Genomic DNA, 18,073 nt, shown 5'->3' with positions numbered 1-18,073 from the left:
GTTATTCACCGTTAAACGGGTAAGGGGTTAAAATGAATAGCGCGCTGACAACTTGAAGTTCCGGCCTTGTTCATACAAGGTTTGCCACGCTTGGCGATATTCCTCATCACCGATATTTTCAACTGCAAAGTCGACACGTAGCCCTTCAAATGTGCCTTTTGCTGGTTCCCAAGCCACATAAACATCCCACAATTTGTAAGCGTCATATTGCTCAAGATTGACTACAGGCAAGTCATCTTGCTCTGCAACATAAGTGAAACGAGTACCCAATTTCATATCGCCTTCCATGATGGATTGCGATAAATCTATGCCCATTTTCTTAGCCGGAATATTTGATAAATACTCATCAGTATTCTTGTCTTTACCCTCGGTTTGGCCGTAGTTAAATGTCACCCGAGTTTGCTTGAAACGGTAACGGGTATTGAATTCAAAACCCGTAAGTTTAGCTTCATCCACATTGTTCCAAGAGGTGGTTTGTTCCAAGCCTGGAATACCGTATAGCGGGTTAGAAACACTTTGCTCGATAAAGTCATCAACATCATTTCTGAACACACTTAAGGTAATCGCTAACTCATCATCACCAGCTAAATCAGCAAAACGCATGTCCGCTTTAAGCTCTTTGTTTTGCGCTTTTTCAGCTTGTAAATCTGGGTTGATTTCGAAGGTGTTACACAGACCGTTAGGTAAAAAACCAGGAATTGAAGGAATACAGTAATGAGTACCTGTTGAGTACATTTCTTCCATGCTTGGTGCGCGGAATGCTTCATCATATCGAGCACTTAAGGTTAACCAGTCTGTGGTGCTCCACACTAGGCCAACAGAAGGCGTCAAGGCATTATCATCAGATGATAGACCTAAGTTGTTGCTTTCATTTTCAAAGGTGTCGTAACGAACTGCTACATCTAAGGCAAGGGTGTCAGTTAGCTTGATATCTGCTTTAGTAAATGCCCCCCAAACAGTGGTTTCACCATCAATATCATCTGGTCGTTGACCGGTTTGACCCTTGTCATCACGCACGGTATTAATCGTATCTTGGTAACCATCAATACCGTAAGTCAGTACAGTGTTGCCAAATGCAGAGCTGTTATTGACACTAAAACCAATGGTTTCAAATTCAGTGCTATCAAATTGATCTTTAGTGACACGATCTTCATCGTAATTGGTGCTATTCCAATACACAGTCGCATTTAAATCTAATAACGGATTATCTGTTGGGTTTAGGCTGTAATCTAAGGTCACGTTTTGATCTTCAGTAATACGCTGCACTAATGGTACTGAGCTGCCAACATGGGTCGATGGATTACTTGGAACTAATTCATCTGTATCAGAAAAGCGAGCAGATAATTGCAGGCGTTGATCGTCCGTTGGCTCCCAGCCGATTTTAGCTAAACCACTGGTCGCTTCAGATGAGCTATTTTCAAGGCTTTGATCATTACCCATTTTGATATTGTTGCTGTCGTGGTAGCTACCACTTAACAACCAATCAATGCTGTCAGCTAAACCGTAAAGCGTACCGCTGGTTTTGATCTTATCGCCATTGGTTTCAAAACCTTGCTTGATGTAGCCACCAAACCTATCGCCTTCTTCTAAAAAATCTTGGGCAGACTTGGTGTTTTGCGCGACCACGCCACCAATTGCGCCACTCCCCCATAAGCTACTTGCTGGACCACGAACGACTTCGATAGAGCTAAGTAACTCAGGATCCATGAAATAAGTACCACGGTGACCAGAATTGGTATTTTGACGTGCACCATCAATAGTTTGTAATACACGTTGACCACTCAAACCACGAATTTCAACGCCTTGTGATGATGCGCGAGGGCCATTCGTCACGCTAATATTGGCCTCATTCTTTAATGCATCTGCGACTGAAGCTGGCTGCGACTCTTGCATCTTCTCTTCACTGATCACCGCCACGCTGCGGCTGGAATCTGATACTTTTTCGCTAATACGGGTAGCGGTAACAAGCACTTCATCAAACTCTGTAACGGTTTGGTTTTCTTGTGCAAATGCGGTGGTACTAAAAACCATTGCCATTGCTACAACGAGTGGCTTCTTGGTCATTGTTATATCCTTAATGGTAAATGCGACTTTTCTGCCGTTCATAGAGAGTTAGGTGTGCTAGTCACTGCGGTATTAGTACTCGTAAATCACCAAGCAGTAGCAAAAATATCAGCACAAAGTGTATCTTTGACGAACTATTTGTCGCACTTTACCTGAGAACAAAATTTAGATCAAATGAAAATCATTATCATTTGCGATCTCATTCAGCTTACTGTACATTTAAACCAATAAAGATAAAGGAAGAACCTAACTAATTGTTATTAATAGCTTTGTAAATAATGTAAAGGTTCAAAGCTAACTAATTGCTTCATTTAGATATGTTCGACATTTGACCACGTTGATGTTGTAGAAGAATATTTCAGATGACACCTAAACGATATTTTGCTTTCGGATGTTTAACAGTTTTAATCCAAGGAGGGGTACTCGCCTCTCAAAATAGTGAGCCATCGATTCAGTTATCTGAAGGTACAGCAATGGGCTCAAATAAAGCTGTCAGTGTCATGATTGCCATGCAAGCAAGCACACAAGCAACAGTTATCGAAAACACTGTAGAAGAATTGAAACAACCAAAGCACATTACTCAGCCTAAAGCTGAAATTAAACCTGAACCTGTGGTTAAAGCTGCTCCTAAAAATCCTGTAGCAGAAAAAGTCATTACCAAAATTGAAGAAGCTAAACCCTCATTGTCTAAATCCTCAATTTCTAATCCTGAAACTTCTAGGGCAGAAACAGCTGAACCTGAAATAGCTGTGCAACCACCTGCCGAAGTAACAGAAGTTGCCAGTACAGATGCCAGTGCGCCTCACAATCAACAGCAAGTCGACGCTAAACAGGGAGTCACCCAAAAAACAGTTGCATTGCAACAACCAACATTTGCAGCGCCACCAGCACAACCCAATTACCCTAAAAAGGCTCGTAAACGTGGCTTTGAAGGCACCGCGACAGTGGAAGTCATGTTTAATCAAATAGGTGAGCAACTCTCGCTTACCCTCGTCGATAGTTCAGGTTACAGCCTACTCGATGCTGCAGCTATTAAAGCTGTTGAGCAATGGCAATTTGCCGCGCCATCGCCACAAACAGCGATAGCTTATACCGTCAGAGTACCTGTGAAGTTCGCTTTACATTAAGCCTGAATATAGGGAATTAACATGTCTCAACCATTATATCTACAACTGTCAGAGCAGTTAGGTTACTTAACTTGGCCGCTATTTATCTGTGCATTTTTAGCCTTATTGATCATCCTTGAGCGACTCGCTTTATTAGGTAATGAACTATTAAAACGGGATGTTTGGCTAACCGAGTTAAGACAACAAACTCGCAGCGCCACTCCTGAACAAAGGCAGCAGCTAATTACCTTATTAAGCAAAGGTCGTAGCATGCTTGCCAAGGGCACAGCACTCTTGCTATCCCAATATGACCAACCTCGTTCAATGCGCGAAGAAATCTTAAATTTATGGTTACTTAAGCAAAAAGAAAAGCTGCAATCTGGGCTTAAGGTATTGCAGATTATTGGTGTTATCACTCCTCTGCTTGGTCTTTTAGGTACAGTGCTTGGTCTGATTGAAATGTTTAGTCAACTAGGGTTATCTGATGGCCCCGTGACCCCATCGCAACTGGCAAAAGGCTTGGGGCTCGCGATGAATACAACGGCGGCAGGTTTAATCATTGCCGTGCCAGCCATCACAATGGCGCACTTACTGTCACTTTGGGCCGAAAAACGTTGCAACAGAATTGCCCACGCCCTAAACCAAATGAACCTATGGTTAGACGGCTTTGATCAAGCATTAAACATTGGTTGTGATACCCCATGTGGCGCCAATGCACCTTGTCTTAAAGGCAATGCTTTAAATCAAAACGCAGTTAATATCACTACAGAAGCAACAGCCTCTATTGCAGCAACTGCGACGTTAGCGGAGTCAAACAGATGATCAGCGCAGACGGACAAGCTGGGGCTTCAGCTCAGCTCAATGTAGGAATTGATCTCACCCCACTTATCGACATCATTTTTATTGTGTTGGTTTTTTTACTACTCACAGCCAATAGCCAATTGCTGACATTGCCTGTGGATGTACCAACAGAAACAGACTCAACCTTAACGGGCTTGTCTCAAAAACAGCATATTTCAATCAATATTTTAACTGATGCGCCCCATTGGGCATTAGATGCTAAGCAATTTGACAATTTCGACCAATTCGAAGCCGCATTCATCCAAGTCTTGGATGCTTCACCAGATATCAATGTGGTTGTCGCTGCGGATAAAAATGCCCCTGTTCAGCCATTAATGACGGTATTGGCATTACTTCAGCGACAACAAATCACTAATACCCAAATTTTAATGGAACCCTAAATCATCTTTTATCAATCCACTTAGGAATGTTCCAGCGATTTTATTAATTCGGAGTTAATTATGCTTAAGCAATCAATGTTCAATACTAAACACTCATTACTGACGCGCTTGATGACAGCAAGCATGCTGCTTTCAAGTGCCCTATTAAGCCAAAGTGCTATAGCAGAAAATCGCGTAGTCAGTGCTGGCGCAGGCATTACAGAGTTAGTGATAGCACTGGATGCAAGTAATGAATTAGTGGGTGTAGATTCTACAAGCCAAATCCCTGAAGAGTTGAATTCCGTTGCCAAACTTGGGTATCACCGCATGTTATCTGCGGAAGGTATTTTAGCCTTATCGCCGACGATCCTATTAGGTTCCGAAGCCATGGGGCCTAAAACTACCCTTGAAGTATTAAGCAATGCCAAAGTTGAAGTGGTTTCTTTACCCAGCGCCAATACCAGAGCAGAGCTCGTCAGTAACATTGAGCAAATGGGCAAGTTACTTAATCGTGAATCTCAGGCGGCTGCGCTAAAACAAAAAATTGATTTGTCCTTTAATCAATTAGATTCAAAACAGCAAAAACTCAAAGAGCTAGGCAATGCGCCAAAGGTGTTATTTTTGCTATTACAACCTGATAGACCTGCACGTGTAGGCGGCAACAATACCGCTGCAGACATCATTATTAACCTCGCTGGCGGACAAAACATTGCTGGTTTTGACGGTTATAAAAGTGTGTCTCAGGAAGGTATTTTAGCACTACAACCCGATGTGATTCTAATTTCAAACCGCAGCGATAGTGAATCAAGCGACCCTGTTGCTGAATTATTGAAAGCCATGCCATTGCTTGCGCACACCCCAGCTGGTGAACATCAACACATTAAAAAACTGCCATCTCAAGCGTTAATTGGTGGTTTAGGATTAAGTGCCATCACAGCTGCAGATGACCTCGCTAGCGATTTTATTAGCATTAAAAAGCGATAGCAGCATCATGACCATCAAAGTGGTGATGACATTCACTATAACAATCCGTTTTATTAGGATTTAACATGGAAAATCAACGTTGGCTTTGGCCCTGTTTACTAACTGGTTTGGTGATAACAAGCCTATTGTCTGTCAGCATCGGACCATTACAAATTAGCCCGTCCACCAGCTTTAATGCCATGGTGAACTGGGCAGCAGGTCAAGAGTTGGCATCAGTGGCTCCCCATGAGCAATTGGTGATTAATAATGTCCGTTTGCCGCGGACAATTTTAGCCTTAGCAGTCGGTGCCACACTGGCACAATGTGGTGCAGTGATGCAGGGGTTATTTCGAAACCCGCTAGCTGATCCTGGCATTATTGGTGTCTCTTCTGGCGCGGCATTGGGCGCGGCAATTTGTATCGTGTTATTTCCTAATGGCGGTGAATACTTAGTTGCTTTTAGTGCCTTTGTTGCTGGCCTTGCGACGACCTTAATTGTTTATCGTTTAGCCGCAAGTCCGAGTGGAACTTCCGTCGTGCTACTACTTTTATCTGGCGTTGCTGTGGCCGCGCTTGCGGGAGCAGGTATTGGCGTATTGACCTATATGGCCAATGACATGGCGTTAAGAGACTTAACTTTATGGCAGATGGGCTCAGTGGCTGGCGCGCAGTGGCATTACGTCATTTTAAGCTTAATTGCATTAGCGGTAATCAGCTGGCAATTCAATCAAAGCGCCAAAGCCTTAAATGCTTTATTACTTGGTGAGGCCGAAGCTCGTCATCTTGGTCTGGATGTCGATAAACTCAAACTTAAACTGATTGTACTGTGTGCTATCGGAGTGGGTATTGCCGTTGCTGCAACGGGAATAATTGGCTTTATTGGGTTAGTCGTACCTCATTTAGTCAGAATGATCATTGGCCCAGATCACCGTTTATTGCTGCCATTAAGCGCCATGTTAGGCGCAGCAATTTTAGTGGTCGCCGATATTGGTGCGCGCTCCATTGTTGCCCCTTCTGAATTACCTGTTGGTTTAGTGACGGCACTTTTAGGTGCACCATTCTTTATCATTTTATTACTCAAACAACGTAATAAGTTGGTGTAACATGCTAAGAAACCTTGAATGTAAATCTATGTTTAAAACATATCCGTCGGAACCTCAAGTAACAGGTTTAGCACTTGCTGGTTTAAAGCCTTTTGAATCAGCACCTGCAGATGGAAAAAGTGCGACTTTTATGCCTGAACAAAAGTCTGCTGAGACCGAGAGCTCGACCTCAAGTTCCGCAACTGAAAATGCTGTCGTCAGTATCAATAACCTCTCGGTGCATATTGGCAAAAAACCAGTATTAAATGATATCAATCTTGAGATTATGCCAGGCCAAGTCACTGCATTATTAGGCCCCAATGGCGCCGGGAAATCCACGTTATTGAAAAGCTTGTGCCAAGAAACTGAACTGTCAGCAGGTAGCATCTCCATGCTAGGCAAACCGCTACACAACTGGAATCGAGCCGAATTAGCCAAGTCATTAGCCGTGTTACCGCAACATGCGTCGCTGACCTTTCCGTTTAAAGTACATGAAGTGGTACAAATGGGTTTATACCCATTATCCATCAGCCAACAGCAAGGGCTGGAGATAGTTGATAAACAGTTGCAACAGGTTGCGTTATCTGCACTTAAATACCGCAGTTATCCCACCCTTTCTGGCGGTGAAAAGCAACGAGTGCAATTAGCCCGCGTGCTAACACAATTGGCTCAAGCTGAAAGCACACCGATTTTATTACTCGATGAGCCCACTTCAGCGTTAGATTTGGCCCAACAGCACAGAGTACTCGAATTAGCACATACATTAGCCCATAAGCACAACTATTGCGTGATAGTAGTCCTGCACGATTTAAATCAAGCCTGCCGATATGCAGATAGATTAGTGGTTTTAGAACAAGGTGAAGTGGTCAGTGATGGTAAACCTGCCGAGGCATTAACTGCTGACATCATCGAAAAAGTCTGGCACTACAAACCCACATTCGTGATCGACCCTAACAATAAACTGCCTCTGATTTTTTAGCTTTAGTTAAATAGTGTCATCATATCGACTTCAGCCGGGAGAACCGTCTGAATGGAGACCCTGCTTCACGAGATACCAAGAGCATTCGTTTTAGCTCAACAGCATTCTAAAACACAACAAGAATGGCAAACTCCACTACCGTCTATGCTTATTCAAAATTTTTTTGACAACCCTCAGAGACCACTTTAAATAGAATTACTTCATTGCGGATTTAACATACACATCAAAGCGATTTTTCTTACTGGCGATAACCATACTGGGTTTGGCGCCATCAAGATCTTCGGCATAGTCAGGACGCTTCACTGCCACGCGTTTTGTGGCTAATTGCATTGCTGGTGCTAACAGGCCATCGGCATCCAAGTCTGCGCCAACTAAGGTTTGAAACACACGCATTTCTTTTTTAACTAAGGCCGATTTTTCACGGTGTGGGTACATAGGGTCAAGATACACTACGTCAATTTCAGTGCCACTGGCTTTGGCTGCATCTGCTAATGCGGTAATGCTGGAACCATGAAACAGGCTCATTCGTTCATTCATCCACTGGCCAATTTCGGCATCTTCATAAGCTCGGCGTAAGCCGTCTTCTAATAACGCAGCCACGACAGGATGCCGCTCAACCATTATCACCTTACAACCTAAACTCGCTAACACAAATGCATCACGCCCTAAACCGGCAGTGCCATCAACCACAGTTGGCGATACACCTTGTTTTAACCCTACTGCTTTAGCGATAGTTTGCCCTCGTCCCCCGCCAAATTTACGCCTATGGGCGACAGCACCTGTGACAAAATCAACTATGATACCGTCCAGTTTTGGCTCATCCCGTTTGTGTAGGGTTAATTGGTTTTGCTCAAAACGTAGCTCAAAAGGGGCATTTTGATCGTAATGGAGTGACCATCTTTGGCAAATATCGACAAGGCTTGGGTATTGTTGATTGAAATAAATCGTGGTCACTGTGTTATCTACTTAAAGGGCAATATCGCTATTATGCCAAAACGCTACCGCAGTGAATACCTATACCTTACCCGCAAGAAAACTTATAATGCGGCTATCTTGCAGTCAACGCTGCCACTTTTTGGAATATCTCATGTTAAGTTACCGCCACGGATATCATGCCGGCAATTATGCCGATGTACTTAAACATTCAATGTTGCTGCAAGTGCTAAAAGCCATGCAGAAAAAAGACAAGCCATACGTGTACATCGATACCCATGCTGGAGCGGGGGCTTACTCATTAAATGATGAGTTTGCACAAAAAACCGGAGAGTACCTAGATGGCATAGCTAAATTATGGGATGCCAACAATTTACCGACGGCGTTAGCGGACTATGTTGAAGCGGTAAAAATTTTTAATGGCGAGTTCGATCAACTCACCGTTTATCCGGGCTCACCGAGTTTTGTTGATGCTGAATTACGCCCTAAAGACCGCATGGTACTCCATGAGTTACACAGTACTGATCATGAATTACTTGAAGAATATTTTGATCAAGATAAACAAGTTAGAGTGATTAAAGGCGATGGGCTACAAGGTTTAATAGCCGCCGTTCCACCTCCTGAGCGCCGTGGGGTGATATTAATCGACCCAAGCTATGAGATAAAAACCGACTACCAAGATGTGGCCCATGCGATTATTAAAGCGCACAAACGCTTTGCGACTGGGGTGTTTATGTTGTGGTATCCGGTGGTTGATAGAGCGCAAACCGAATCTATGTTGAAAATACTGGCCACCAGCGGCATTAAAAATCAGCTACGTGTTGAGCAAGCGATTAAACCTGATAGTAATGAGTTTGGCATGACCGCTGCAGGGTTATGGATTATTAATCCACCTTGGCAATTAGATGTTGCCGCTAAAGAAATGCTGAACTACCTAGAGCGCCGTTTAGGCCATAGCGGTGGTAAAACCGTGGTGAAGCAAGAAGTGCCTGAATAGATATAATGATTTAGCACTTTATTAAAAAGCCCATGCAATGCAAATTACATGGGCTTTTACTATTTCAGTGCCGTTACATCGACTTGCTAATCGCTATTTAACGTCCGAGAAAGTGCCCCGAATATGGCACTAAAAATTCCTGCAGTTACATCCTTACGGGTATTATTACTCGATGAATGACTTCCAGGACGAGACTCTGCAACTTCCCTTTTTTCTTCGTTTTCATATGCACCAATAACTAAGTCGCTACCAGCATTTGTAGCGGTTCGCGCAGAACAAGCTGTTAGTATCGGTACCAGTAGGCATAGCAGTAAAATCCTTTTGCTCATCATCGTCCTTAAGTTAATCATTAAATCGGTTTAAAAAATGCGCCAGCCGCACCAGGAAATACCACAGGGCTAACATTGCCGTTGGCGGCCACACTGGCAACACCAAAAAGATAATTATCAATTACCCTATTATTGAGGGTAAATTCAGTCACATTGCCCACATAACGGCTATGTGTCCACTCTGGCTCGGTGGTTAAACGCCAATAAACACGATAACCCACCACGGTTTTATCAGCAGTGTTAGCCCAATTTAATGTGGTGTCGGGTGAAACCTGGCCTTTAATACTCACGCCTGTTGGCGGCGCGGGCGCCCAGGACATTGATGCTAAACTAATGGCGTTTAGGGCGGTTAATTTAGCGGTAAAATCAAAATTAACACCTTCAATTACATCGCCATATTCAATGCCGTTTTCGGTGCGAATATCTTGGTGTTGACGATCATAGTGCTCGTTGGTTTCCATCACTCGCACCGCAGGAAAACCCGCTTTGTTGAAAGGTAAATGATGTCCACCACGGCCAAAACGGTCAAGCCGATACACTAACATGACATCTAAATTGGTCATGTACTGATCAACTAAATTTTTAATATTGCGAGCCAAATTGCGTGATGCAGAATCGTTCTCACCCCCACTAAAGTAACGCTCTTTAGCTTCATCTGTGGTTTCAACAAAACGCACTCCCTCAGAAAATACCCGCACGGTAGCATTGTTTACCACGCCGTTAATGCCCGCAATATTGCCGATCATGTCGTTGTTTAATACCGCTTGTACTTGCCAGCCCTGACTTTTAGCATAATTAGCAAGAATATCTCCACCGTGTAAACCCTGCTCTTCACCCGACAAGGCGGCATACACGATAGTGCCATTAAATTGATATTGCGATAACACCCTAGCAGCTTCAATCGCACCAGCTACACCGGAGGCGTTATCGTTTGCACCGGGCGAAATTGAGGTTGCGTCAAGTACATCTGATACCCGTGAATCAATATCACCGCTCATCATCACAACACGTTTCGGGTCGGTTTTACCTCGCTGAATGGCAATAACATTAACCACTTCGGTTGGCTTGGCAATACGCTTCCCTTGCACAGTATCACTGACGGTAATCACTTCTAAGCAGCCACCACAGTCTTTTGATATGCGGTTAAATTCGGCTTCTATCCAACGTCTTGCAGCGCCTATCCCCTGGGTGGTCGAACGGGTGTCTGATAAAGTGTGACGGGTACCAAAACTGACCAGTTTACGAACATCATCTTCTAAACGCTGTGCTTGTGGTGCATTGGCGATGTCGTATAAGCGCATGTCTTCTTGGGATGGTGCGGCGAAGCTGGAGGTTGAAGCAGGATTAGCCTGTACCGTTGAGATCAGCAATACACTGACGAGGGTTGCCACTAACGATGACACTGGACGAGAAAAAGTCATAAACATTCCTATTATTAGCGCAAGGCACCTTTTCTGTCAGTGCTTGCTTAATCTTGGTGGGTGTTGAATATGAAGCTAATCGTCCTGAATCACTTCAAGCATTTATTATTAACTGGCCTTGCGGTAACGACTGTAGAGAATTTTTACCCTTTGCACGTAAGCCTGAGTTTCAGGAAAAGGCGGAATTCCCTGGTACTGCTCAACGTTGGTAGGCCCTGCATTATAGGCTGCACACGCTAAATCGATATCGCCATTAAATTGCCCTAACAGCTTGGCCAAATAGCGGCTGCCACCATTAATATTTTGCTCTGCATGAAAAGCATTGGACACCTGCATGTCTTTAGCAGTACCGGGCATTAATTGCATTAACCCCATCGCTCCCGCGTTAGATACCACGTTAGTACGAAATGCAGATTCCGCATGGATCACTGCGCGGATCAATGCAGGCTCAAGTTGGTAACGTTTAGCGGCATTACTAATAACAGCAGCGTATTCTTTGGTAAATAACGGAATATGATACCAGTCAATGGTCGAATCTGGACGGCAAGCAAAGCATTCATATAAATGAATACGAAAGTCACCTTGAGCAGGCTGGTTATCACTGAAAACGGTAATTCCGTTTTTTTCATATTGGTACACTTTGCGTTTTTCTACGCCCAAATCAGACAAAATTCCATGTTCAGAATAACTTGCCTTAACACGCTTTTTAGCCGCTTTATTCGGTTCAGGTTTAGGCAATGGGTAACCATTATCCAATATCACTGCAGATTTAAGCGCCGCAGTGGCGTGACTTGTGGGCGTTACCGCCAGCTGATTTAAATCGGGAAACAAACTCAGTTGTGGTTTGTCGTCAGCAATGGAAGGTATTTCAGCTTTATAAATAGCTTTGATGACAGGTTTTTTAGCGGGCTCATCTGCAGCCAGGCTGATAGGCGTGAATAACAAACACACACCATAGCTAAATATTGTCAGCATATGGCGATGTTTTATCTGCTTCACCATGGTAACCGCAAGGGGATTCACAATATTACCCAACTGCGACAGTAAGTATTGGCATTGCGGTCACTTTGGCTAATTTGGCGACCACAGAACCTGGGAACATTTTTACCCCTTGGTTTAAATCGGTCACGGCTTGGTTATAAAACTCACTGGCGTTTTGGTAATCCAGTTCTAATTGTAAATAGTCGTTAACCAGTTGTTCATCTAACACATCACCATGCAAGTTTGAAAACAGCGCTTTTTGCAAGATATCCATGCTTGACCACACAGCTAAAATCTCCGGTAAATGTTGGTCAATTTGTTGAGACCAAACACTGTTAGTATTTAGCTCATGCAATTGCTGCCATTGCGTGGTTTGTTCTGCATCAAGCGGTTGATGTTGCTGGCTAACGTTAGAAAGTTGAGTTAACAGCGCAAGTCGATCATCGATTTTTTGATTCAAAACGGTAAGAGAATCAATAGCTGACTGACGCTTTTTAATAAGGCTGGCATACCAAAGGTAGCAGAGAATAACAGCTAAGCTCATACTCAGCAGCAATGCTTGCATGATTTTTTCCTTAATGATGATTTTTGTTTTTATGTCTAATAATAAGCATAAATTAACCAATATTTCACTTAAATCTCAGTGAAGTAACGACTATATTTACTGACACCAATCAACGTACCATAACATTTGACTGACAAAATAAACAATTTTATCGCATTTGATTTAAATTGATTGCTTAGCAAGCATTGGCGCAATATGTGTAGATAGAAAAACTCACATAATTAAAAAAACTCATAATAAACAGCAAAGTAAATGCAAGGCTACGATGAGTGTTTTTTAACCCACCTTTCAATTTACATCATACATTTAACCAACCTATCTAAGACTTAACCGCTAGTTATCCAACCTTAAGCTAACTTTAACAACCAACCTCACATATTGGCCCAATATAAATTAAGTTTCAGTTAACCCTTGCTCTGTAAGCTTGTAAATTGGCCAAATACTAACAATCGCTCTGATACCCCATAGAATAAAAATCATTAATATATTGATAGGTATCAGGAAAGCCGAATGAAGGAAAACAATGACGCAATCACACCAAACAAATAGCAAGGCAAACCCTTCTGATCTCGCCTCTAGTGGCGGATTTGTTCGCTTTTTAAACATTGTCGAACGTTTAGGCAATTTGCTCCCTCACCCTATTACCTTATTTGCTCTATTTTGTGTGGCGGTGATCGTCGCCAGTGGCATAGCAGGCTACTTTGACTTATCAGTGATTGACCCGCGCCCGGAAGGTACTTCAGGTAGAAGCCCTGATGGTTTAATTCACGTAGTCAGTTTACTGAGTGCCGAAGGATTACAGCGTATTGTGTCGGGGTTGGTGACTAACTTTACTGGCTTTACCCCCTTAGGAACGGTACTGGTTGCCTTATTAGGTGTAGGTATTGCAGAGCGCTCAGGCCTATTATCAGCCGCGATGCGCTTATTGGTCATGGGATCATCAAAAAGACTAGTCACTTACACCATCGTTTTTGCAGGCATTATCTCTAACACGGCTGCAGAACTTGGCTATGTGGTGCTAATTCCAATGGCGGCCATGATTTTCCACTCGCTAGGACGTCATCCTTTAGCCGGATTGGCTGCCGCCTTTGCAGGGGTGTCGGGCGGTTACAGTGCTAACTTGTTACTTGGCACGGTAGACCCATTATTATCGGGTATTACCGAAGCTGCAGCACAAATGATTGACCCTGAATATACCGTTGGCCCTGAGGTTAATTGGTACTTTATGTTTGCATCGACATTTTTAATTACTTTATTAGGTGGTCTAGTCACTGAAAAAATTGTTGAGCCTAAACTGGGTAAATATGATGCCAGTGAGGCCAGCGATTTAGACGATCAAACTATGGACAAGGTTAATGATATTGAAAAGCGCGGCCTAAAAATGGCAGCGTTAGCAGCCATCGCTTTTTCAGCTTTATTAGCCTTAACGATCATCCCTGAAAATGGGCCGTTGCGTCACCCTGAAACGGGTCTTGTGGCAGGGTCGCCATTCTTAAAAGGGATTGTCGCCTTTATCTTTATAGGCTTTGCCATTCCTGGTTTGGTTTACGGTAAAGTGGTTGGCACCATGAAAAAGGATGTCGATGTCATTAATGCAATGTCGCACAGCATGAGCACTATGGGCATGTATATTGTATTGGTGTTTTTTGCCGCTCAGTTTGTGGCCTTTTTCAATTGGACTAACTTAGGTGCGGTACTAGCGGTTGGTGGAGCTCAAGCATTAAACGCAATTGGCCTAACGGGCCCGCTAGTGTTTGTGTTATTTATTATGCTGTGTGGCTTTATCAACCTGATGCTTGGCAGTGCTTCGGCGCAATGGGCCGTTACCGCACCGATTTTTGTACCTATGTTGATGTTGGTAGGATATGCGCCTGAAACCATTCAAGCGGCGTATCGAATTGGTGATTCAGTGACAAACTTAATCACCCCTATGATGAGTTATTTCGGTTTGATTCTGGCGGTGGCGTGTCGCTATAAAAAGGACTTAGGTATAGGCACCTTGATTGCAACTATGTTGCCATACACCATAGTGTTCTTTATTGGCTGGACGCTATTTTTCTTCCTATGGGTATTTGTTTTAGGCTTACCTGTAGGCCCGAATGCGGCTACCTACTACACCCCATAAAACAAACGACGTCACATAAAAAACGCATCTTAGGATGCGTTTTTTTATCTGGCAAATAAGGATATTTGGGGACGCTAAAAATCGATAAGAATGGATAAAATGGTGGCCAGTTTATTTTCTAACTCTTGCCACTCGGCATCAGGGTCTGATCCTGCAACCACGCCAGCACCTGCGTATAAACTAATTCTTCTCGGCTCAATTAACGCACTACGAATGGCCACTGAAAATTCTGACTCATAATGATTAAAGTAACCACATGCGCCTGCATACCATCCTCGAGCATAGCCTTCGCGTTGGCGAATAAAGTTTAGGGCACTGTGACGGGGTAATCCACCCACGGCTGGGGTAGGATGTAATGCGCGTAATAAATCAAAATCATTTACGCCGGCATTTAACTCGGCACGTATGGCCCGATGTAAATGCTGAATATGGGTTAACTTGAATATTTTGGCTTTCTCATCTGCGCCCACATACTGACTTAACGGCTTCAGCGCATCGACAATATGCTGCCTGACCAACTGGTTCTCATGGCTGTTTTTGACATCATCAAGTAATTGTTGCGCCAATAAATCATCTTCTTCCTGATTGAGTCCACGAATGGTTGTTCCTGCTAACGCTTCGGTAAACAATTCATTTTGCCGACGCAGGTATAAACGCTCAGGTGAACAAGAAATAAAGGTGCGGTCTGGGCTAAATTGAAAACCAAATTGAAAGCTATTGGGATTACGGCCTTGCCAACAGGCTAGCACGGTCCAGGGGTCGAGTTGTTCGGCGATTTCAATTTGGGTTTGGCGAGACAACACTACTTTGGGCGTGGTTTGATTGAAGTTGTGTTGTGTAACCTGTTCAACCAGCTCGCGCCATCTATCTTTATCCGGCAAATCACTGCGGCTCATTAGCCGAGTTTTATTCGGGGGGGAAAGCGGTTTAGGCTTTTCAATTTTGGCGATGACATCTAATGCTTGTTGGTACTCTAATTCACGATTTTGGTTATCGAAATTAAGATTCAACAAAATTTTTATTTTCTGGCCACTGCGCCTGAGCTCAATACGTGGTAATACAAATCGCGCTCTGCCAAACTCGGGCCAACACTCTACCGTGCGGTCAAATGCTACCCCACCATAATAACGTAAATCCTGACTTGTCCCTTTGCCACGTTGAGCTTGATAATCTGCTGCGAGTTGATGATCATCTACTTGATCTTGATAATAAAATTGCTTACAAAGACCAATAGCTGCCACTTCTTCAACTTTATCGCGGCCATGCCAATAAATTCGTGGGTATTGTGTTTGTGCACTTAACCACGACAACAGCGGCACGGCGGGAGCTTCTACTGATAATTGCACAATAGGCGTCATCTCAGGCGCTTGCATAACTTGTTCAAGCTTTTGCTTTAACTCATTAAATTGTGAACTAAAAAAGTGGCCTGACAATGTCGACTCCTATTCATGGCGATAAGCGCTTCAAGTTAATCAACCAATCATTTACTGTCAATCATCAGCAAGCTAGGCTGTGATCTATAATTAGCTATTATTGATGGATTACTGATATAACTATTATGAATGTTATATACTATTAATTATTTTATAAACCATTGTGTGTATTAATACGTATCAACACAGGCAGTTTAAATGTACCCAAGGAAGGCTTAACAGTGGACCCACATAACAATAACTCAAAAATATCGTTAAGTGCATTATGACCTTGAGGGCGCTAGCCAAATGAGTGATTCTACCGAATCTCCTAATATCATAAAGATTCCAGTTCCCAAGTTGAATCTTGGTATGTTTGTCACAGCTATCGATCGCAATAATAGTACCGTTGCTATCGCTAATGCTGGCCAGATAAAAAGCCGCACAGCTATTGCACAATTAGTTAAAAATAATATCAAACATGTTTGGGTCGATGTTGAACGCTCATCGGATACTTGCGGCCTTAAAAAAGTGACCACCCAAGAAGTACCTGGCAAGCCACTAGCAAAAAAAGCTATCGTCAGCCGTGATATTCAGCAAACACAAGCAAAGCAGATTTTAAGTGAAGCTAAAGGGTTGATAAAAAAGGTACTTTCAGAAACGTTTGAAGGCAAAGCGGTAGAGGTTGCGCCTTTTGAGGCCGTGGCCGACAAAATGATTGAATCGGTAATGGATGATGCTGACGCGTTTAAATGTATTTCAGCGCTGCGTACAAAAGATGCTTATTTACTTGAACACTCTATTAACGTGGCATTCTTACTGGTTACTTTCGGTAAGCACTTGAAATTAGATATCGATGTTCTGCGCCAAATGGCTGTTGGCGGTATTTTACATGATATCGGCAAAGTCAAAGTTGATAATAAAATATTACATAAACCCGGTAAATTAACCCCTGAAGAGTTTGAGCACATGAAACTGCATCAAACGTATGCGGTTGAAATTATGGACGATACTCAGGGCTTATCACAAATCAGTAAAGATGTGTGTTTAATGCATCATGAGAAATTAGATGGCAGAGGATACCCTAAAGGACTTAAAGGCGATGAAATACCCCTTCATGGCCGCATGAGTTGTATTGTTGATATCTTTGATGCCTTAACGGCAACTCGTTGCTACAAAGAGGCCATGAGCCCTGCTGCAGCATTTAAAATTCTTATTAGTTTGACCCCATTTCATTTAGACCAGTCTTTAGTGTACGAATTTATTCGTTGTGTGGGCGTTTATCCTGTGGGCTCATTAGTGCAGTTATCGGACGAACGAGTCGGCATAGTCTGGGAAGCCAAAAACCGAGATGCGTTGCACCCGATAGTGAAGTGCTTTTATTCGTTAAAACACAAACGCTATACCGATGTCGTGATGGTGGACTTATTAAAAGCGGAAGTGAATATTGAACGTGGTATTTCACCTAGTAGCTTAGATGTCGACCCTAGCCCATTTTATTAACAGTTAACCTATAACGTAATAAACCTAGTAGTAGGTAATTTCCTGATACATGGGCGCAAGCTTCGCCAATAAAGCATTACGTGTTGCAATGCCAATCTGTTGTTGCTTTAGTGCTTCAATCAAATGCCCTACTACTGCATCAAAGTCTGCCTGACTAATATGCAGTCCCACATGCGAATCAAACATTGATTCGCCTTTGTAGACACAATCACCGCCAGATACAATACACATGTGCTCGATTAATCGCTGCCGAAACGCATGAATATCCGTTTGTTCAAAATGGTGTGCTATTAGTGGATATTTTGCCAAGTTTTGTAAAAAACTATCGGTGATCTGCGTTACCTTGAAATGCTTGAAATGGCAGAAAAACACCAATTTAGTCAGCTACTTAAA

Annotated in this window: 17 protein-coding genes; 9 read left to right on the top strand and 8 right to left on the bottom strand. The window is 43.1% G+C overall.

Annotated elements, in window-relative coordinates; all coding sequences use genetic code 11:
- Positions 1-27 precede the first annotated feature (27 nt).
- Positions 28-2,064, bottom strand: a complete 2,037-nt coding sequence (locus ORI98_RS07910; protein ID WP_306134847.1) for a TonB-dependent hemoglobin/transferrin/lactoferrin family receptor — start codon at positions 2,062-2,064, stop codon at positions 28-30.
- Between the two features lie 362 nt (positions 2,065-2,426).
- On the opposite strand from ORI98_RS07910, the gene ORI98_RS07905 reads away from it, so the two are divergent.
- From ORI98_RS07905 to ORI98_RS07880, 6 genes are all read left to right on the top strand, one after another.
- Complete coding sequence (locus ORI98_RS07905; RefSeq protein WP_306134846.1) at positions 2,427-3,191, top strand: energy transducer TonB; 765 nt, start codon at positions 2,427-2,429, stop codon at positions 3,189-3,191.
- 21 nt (positions 3,192-3,212) lie between these two features.
- Positions 3,213-3,992 carry a MotA/TolQ/ExbB proton channel family protein gene (locus ORI98_RS07900; protein ID WP_306134845.1) on the top strand — a complete coding sequence of 260 codons (780 nt, stop codon included), beginning with the start codon at positions 3,213-3,215 and terminating at the stop codon, positions 3,990-3,992.
- Positions 3,989-4,411, top strand: coding sequence for a biopolymer transporter ExbD (locus ORI98_RS07895; protein ID WP_261298290.1), 423 nt, complete (start codon positions 3,989-3,991; stop codon positions 4,409-4,411). The genes ORI98_RS07900 and ORI98_RS07895 overlap by 4 nt, the downstream gene beginning before the upstream one ends.
- A 60-nt stretch (positions 4,412-4,471) precedes the next feature.
- Positions 4,472-5,374 carry a hemin ABC transporter substrate-binding protein gene (locus ORI98_RS07890; RefSeq protein ID WP_306134844.1) on the top strand — a complete coding sequence of 301 codons (903 nt, stop codon included), beginning with the start codon at positions 4,472-4,474 and terminating at the stop codon, positions 5,372-5,374.
- A gap of 65 nt (positions 5,375-5,439) precedes the next feature.
- Positions 5,440-6,456 (top strand): iron ABC transporter permease, encoded by a 1,017-nt coding sequence (locus tag ORI98_RS07885; protein ID WP_306134843.1) that lies wholly within the window; start codon positions 5,440-5,442, stop codon positions 6,454-6,456.
- Positions 6,457-6,586: 130 nt separating this feature from the next.
- Positions 6,587-7,414 (top strand): heme ABC transporter ATP-binding protein, encoded by an 828-nt coding sequence (locus ORI98_RS07880; RefSeq protein WP_306134926.1) that lies wholly within the window; start codon positions 6,587-6,589, stop codon positions 7,412-7,414.
- Between the two features lie 195 nt (positions 7,415-7,609).
- Here ORI98_RS07880 and ORI98_RS07875 read toward each other — a convergent pair whose 3' ends face one another.
- Positions 7,610-8,368 carry a class I SAM-dependent methyltransferase gene (locus tag ORI98_RS07875; RefSeq protein ID WP_306134842.1) on the bottom strand — a complete coding sequence of 253 codons (759 nt, stop codon included), beginning with the start codon at positions 8,366-8,368 and terminating at the stop codon, positions 7,610-7,612.
- A 133-nt stretch (positions 8,369-8,501) separates the two neighbouring features.
- Here ORI98_RS07875 and ORI98_RS07870 point away from each other — a divergent pair, with 133 nt between their 5' ends.
- Complete coding sequence (locus ORI98_RS07870; protein WP_306134841.1) at positions 8,502-9,344, top strand: 23S rRNA (adenine(2030)-N(6))-methyltransferase RlmJ; 843 nt, start codon at positions 8,502-8,504, stop codon at positions 9,342-9,344.
- Between the two features lie 86 nt (positions 9,345-9,430).
- Here ORI98_RS07870 and ORI98_RS07865 read toward each other — a convergent pair whose 3' ends face one another.
- The 4 genes from ORI98_RS07865 to ORI98_RS07850 form a co-directional block, all read right to left on the bottom strand.
- Entirely contained in the window at positions 9,431-9,673 is a 243-nt protein-coding gene (locus ORI98_RS07865) for a hypothetical protein (protein WP_306134840.1), read from the bottom strand.
- Between the two features lie 20 nt (positions 9,674-9,693).
- Positions 9,694-11,094 carry a M28 family peptidase gene (locus ORI98_RS07860; RefSeq protein ID WP_306134839.1) on the bottom strand — a complete coding sequence of 467 codons (1,401 nt, stop codon included), beginning with the start codon at positions 11,092-11,094 and terminating at the stop codon, positions 9,694-9,696.
- Between the two features lie 108 nt (positions 11,095-11,202).
- Positions 11,203-12,117 (bottom strand): lytic transglycosylase domain-containing protein, encoded by a 915-nt coding sequence (locus ORI98_RS07855; protein ID WP_371931136.1) that lies wholly within the window; start codon positions 12,115-12,117, stop codon positions 11,203-11,205.
- 4 nt (positions 12,118-12,121) lie between these two features.
- The gene (locus ORI98_RS07850) at positions 12,122-12,640 is read right to left on the bottom strand and encodes a LemA family protein (protein ID WP_261298297.1); all 519 of its coding nucleotides are present in this window, start codon (positions 12,638-12,640) and stop codon (positions 12,122-12,124) included.
- Positions 12,641-13,163: 523 nt separating this feature from the next.
- Here ORI98_RS07850 and ORI98_RS07845 point away from each other — a divergent pair.
- Positions 13,164-14,765: an AbgT family transporter gene (locus ORI98_RS07845; RefSeq protein WP_306134838.1), complete on the top strand. Its 1,602-nt coding sequence runs from the start codon at positions 13,164-13,166 to the stop codon at positions 14,763-14,765.
- A gap of 74 nt (positions 14,766-14,839) precedes the next feature.
- On the opposite strand, the gene ORI98_RS07840 is transcribed toward ORI98_RS07845, so the two are convergent.
- Positions 14,840-16,138 carry an isochorismate synthase MenF gene (locus ORI98_RS07840; protein WP_306134924.1) on the bottom strand — a complete coding sequence of 433 codons (1,299 nt, stop codon included), beginning with the start codon at positions 16,136-16,138 and terminating at the stop codon, positions 14,840-14,842.
- A gap of 348 nt (positions 16,139-16,486) precedes the next feature.
- Here ORI98_RS07840 and ORI98_RS07835 point away from each other — a divergent pair, with 348 nt between their 5' ends.
- Positions 16,487-17,680 carry an HD-GYP domain-containing protein gene (locus ORI98_RS07835; protein ID WP_306134837.1) on the top strand — a complete coding sequence of 398 codons (1,194 nt, stop codon included), beginning with the start codon at positions 16,487-16,489 and terminating at the stop codon, positions 17,678-17,680.
- A 24-nt stretch (positions 17,681-17,704) separates the two neighbouring features.
- Here ORI98_RS07835 and ORI98_RS07830 read toward each other — a convergent pair whose 3' ends face one another.
- Positions 17,705-18,052 (bottom strand): group 1 truncated hemoglobin, encoded by a 348-nt coding sequence (locus tag ORI98_RS07830; protein ID WP_306134923.1) that lies wholly within the window; start codon positions 18,050-18,052, stop codon positions 17,705-17,707.
- Between the last annotated feature and the right edge of the window lie 21 nt (positions 18,053-18,073).

Source organism: Shewanella sp. ULN5 (assembly GCF_030731885.1).
GTDB lineage: Bacteria > Pseudomonadota > Gammaproteobacteria > Enterobacterales > Shewanellaceae > Shewanella > Shewanella holmiensis.
Note: the sequence above shows the minus strand (reverse complement) of the source record. Positions and strands in the feature narration are given on the sequence as shown.

Coding starts and splice junctions, on each gene's coding strand:
- ORI98_RS07910 (WP_306134847.1), bottom strand. CDS start 2,064: ATGACCAAGAAGCCACTCGTTGTAGCAATGGCAATGGTTTTTAGTACC.
- ORI98_RS07905 (WP_306134846.1), top strand. CDS start 2,427: ATGACACCTAAACGATATTTTGCTTTCGGATGTTTAACAGTTTTAATC.
- ORI98_RS07900 (WP_306134845.1), top strand. CDS start 3,213: ATGTCTCAACCATTATATCTACAACTGTCAGAGCAGTTAGGTTACTTA.
- ORI98_RS07895 (WP_261298290.1), top strand. CDS start 3,989: ATGATCAGCGCAGACGGACAAGCTGGGGCTTCAGCTCAGCTCAATGTA.
- ORI98_RS07890 (WP_306134844.1), top strand. CDS start 4,472: ATGCTTAAGCAATCAATGTTCAATACTAAACACTCATTACTGACGCGC.
- ORI98_RS07885 (WP_306134843.1), top strand. CDS start 5,440: ATGGAAAATCAACGTTGGCTTTGGCCCTGTTTACTAACTGGTTTGGTG.
- ORI98_RS07880 (WP_306134926.1), top strand. CDS start 6,587: ATGCCTGAACAAAAGTCTGCTGAGACCGAGAGCTCGACCTCAAGTTCC.
- ORI98_RS07870 (WP_306134841.1), top strand. CDS start 8,502: ATGTTAAGTTACCGCCACGGATATCATGCCGGCAATTATGCCGATGTA.
- ORI98_RS07865 (WP_306134840.1), bottom strand. CDS start 9,673: ATGAGCAAAAGGATTTTACTGCTATGCCTACTGGTACCGATACTAACA.
- ORI98_RS07860 (WP_306134839.1), bottom strand. CDS start 11,094: ATGACTTTTTCTCGTCCAGTGTCATCGTTAGTGGCAACCCTCGTCAGT.
- ORI98_RS07850 (WP_261298297.1), bottom strand. CDS start 12,640: ATGCAAGCATTGCTGCTGAGTATGAGCTTAGCTGTTATTCTCTGCTAC.
- ORI98_RS07845 (WP_306134838.1), top strand. CDS start 13,164: ATGACGCAATCACACCAAACAAATAGCAAGGCAAACCCTTCTGATCTC.
- ORI98_RS07840 (WP_306134924.1), bottom strand. CDS start 16,138: ATGCAAGCGCCTGAGATGACGCCTATTGTGCAATTATCAGTAGAAGCT.
- ORI98_RS07835 (WP_306134837.1), top strand. CDS start 16,487: ATGAGTGATTCTACCGAATCTCCTAATATCATAAAGATTCCAGTTCCC.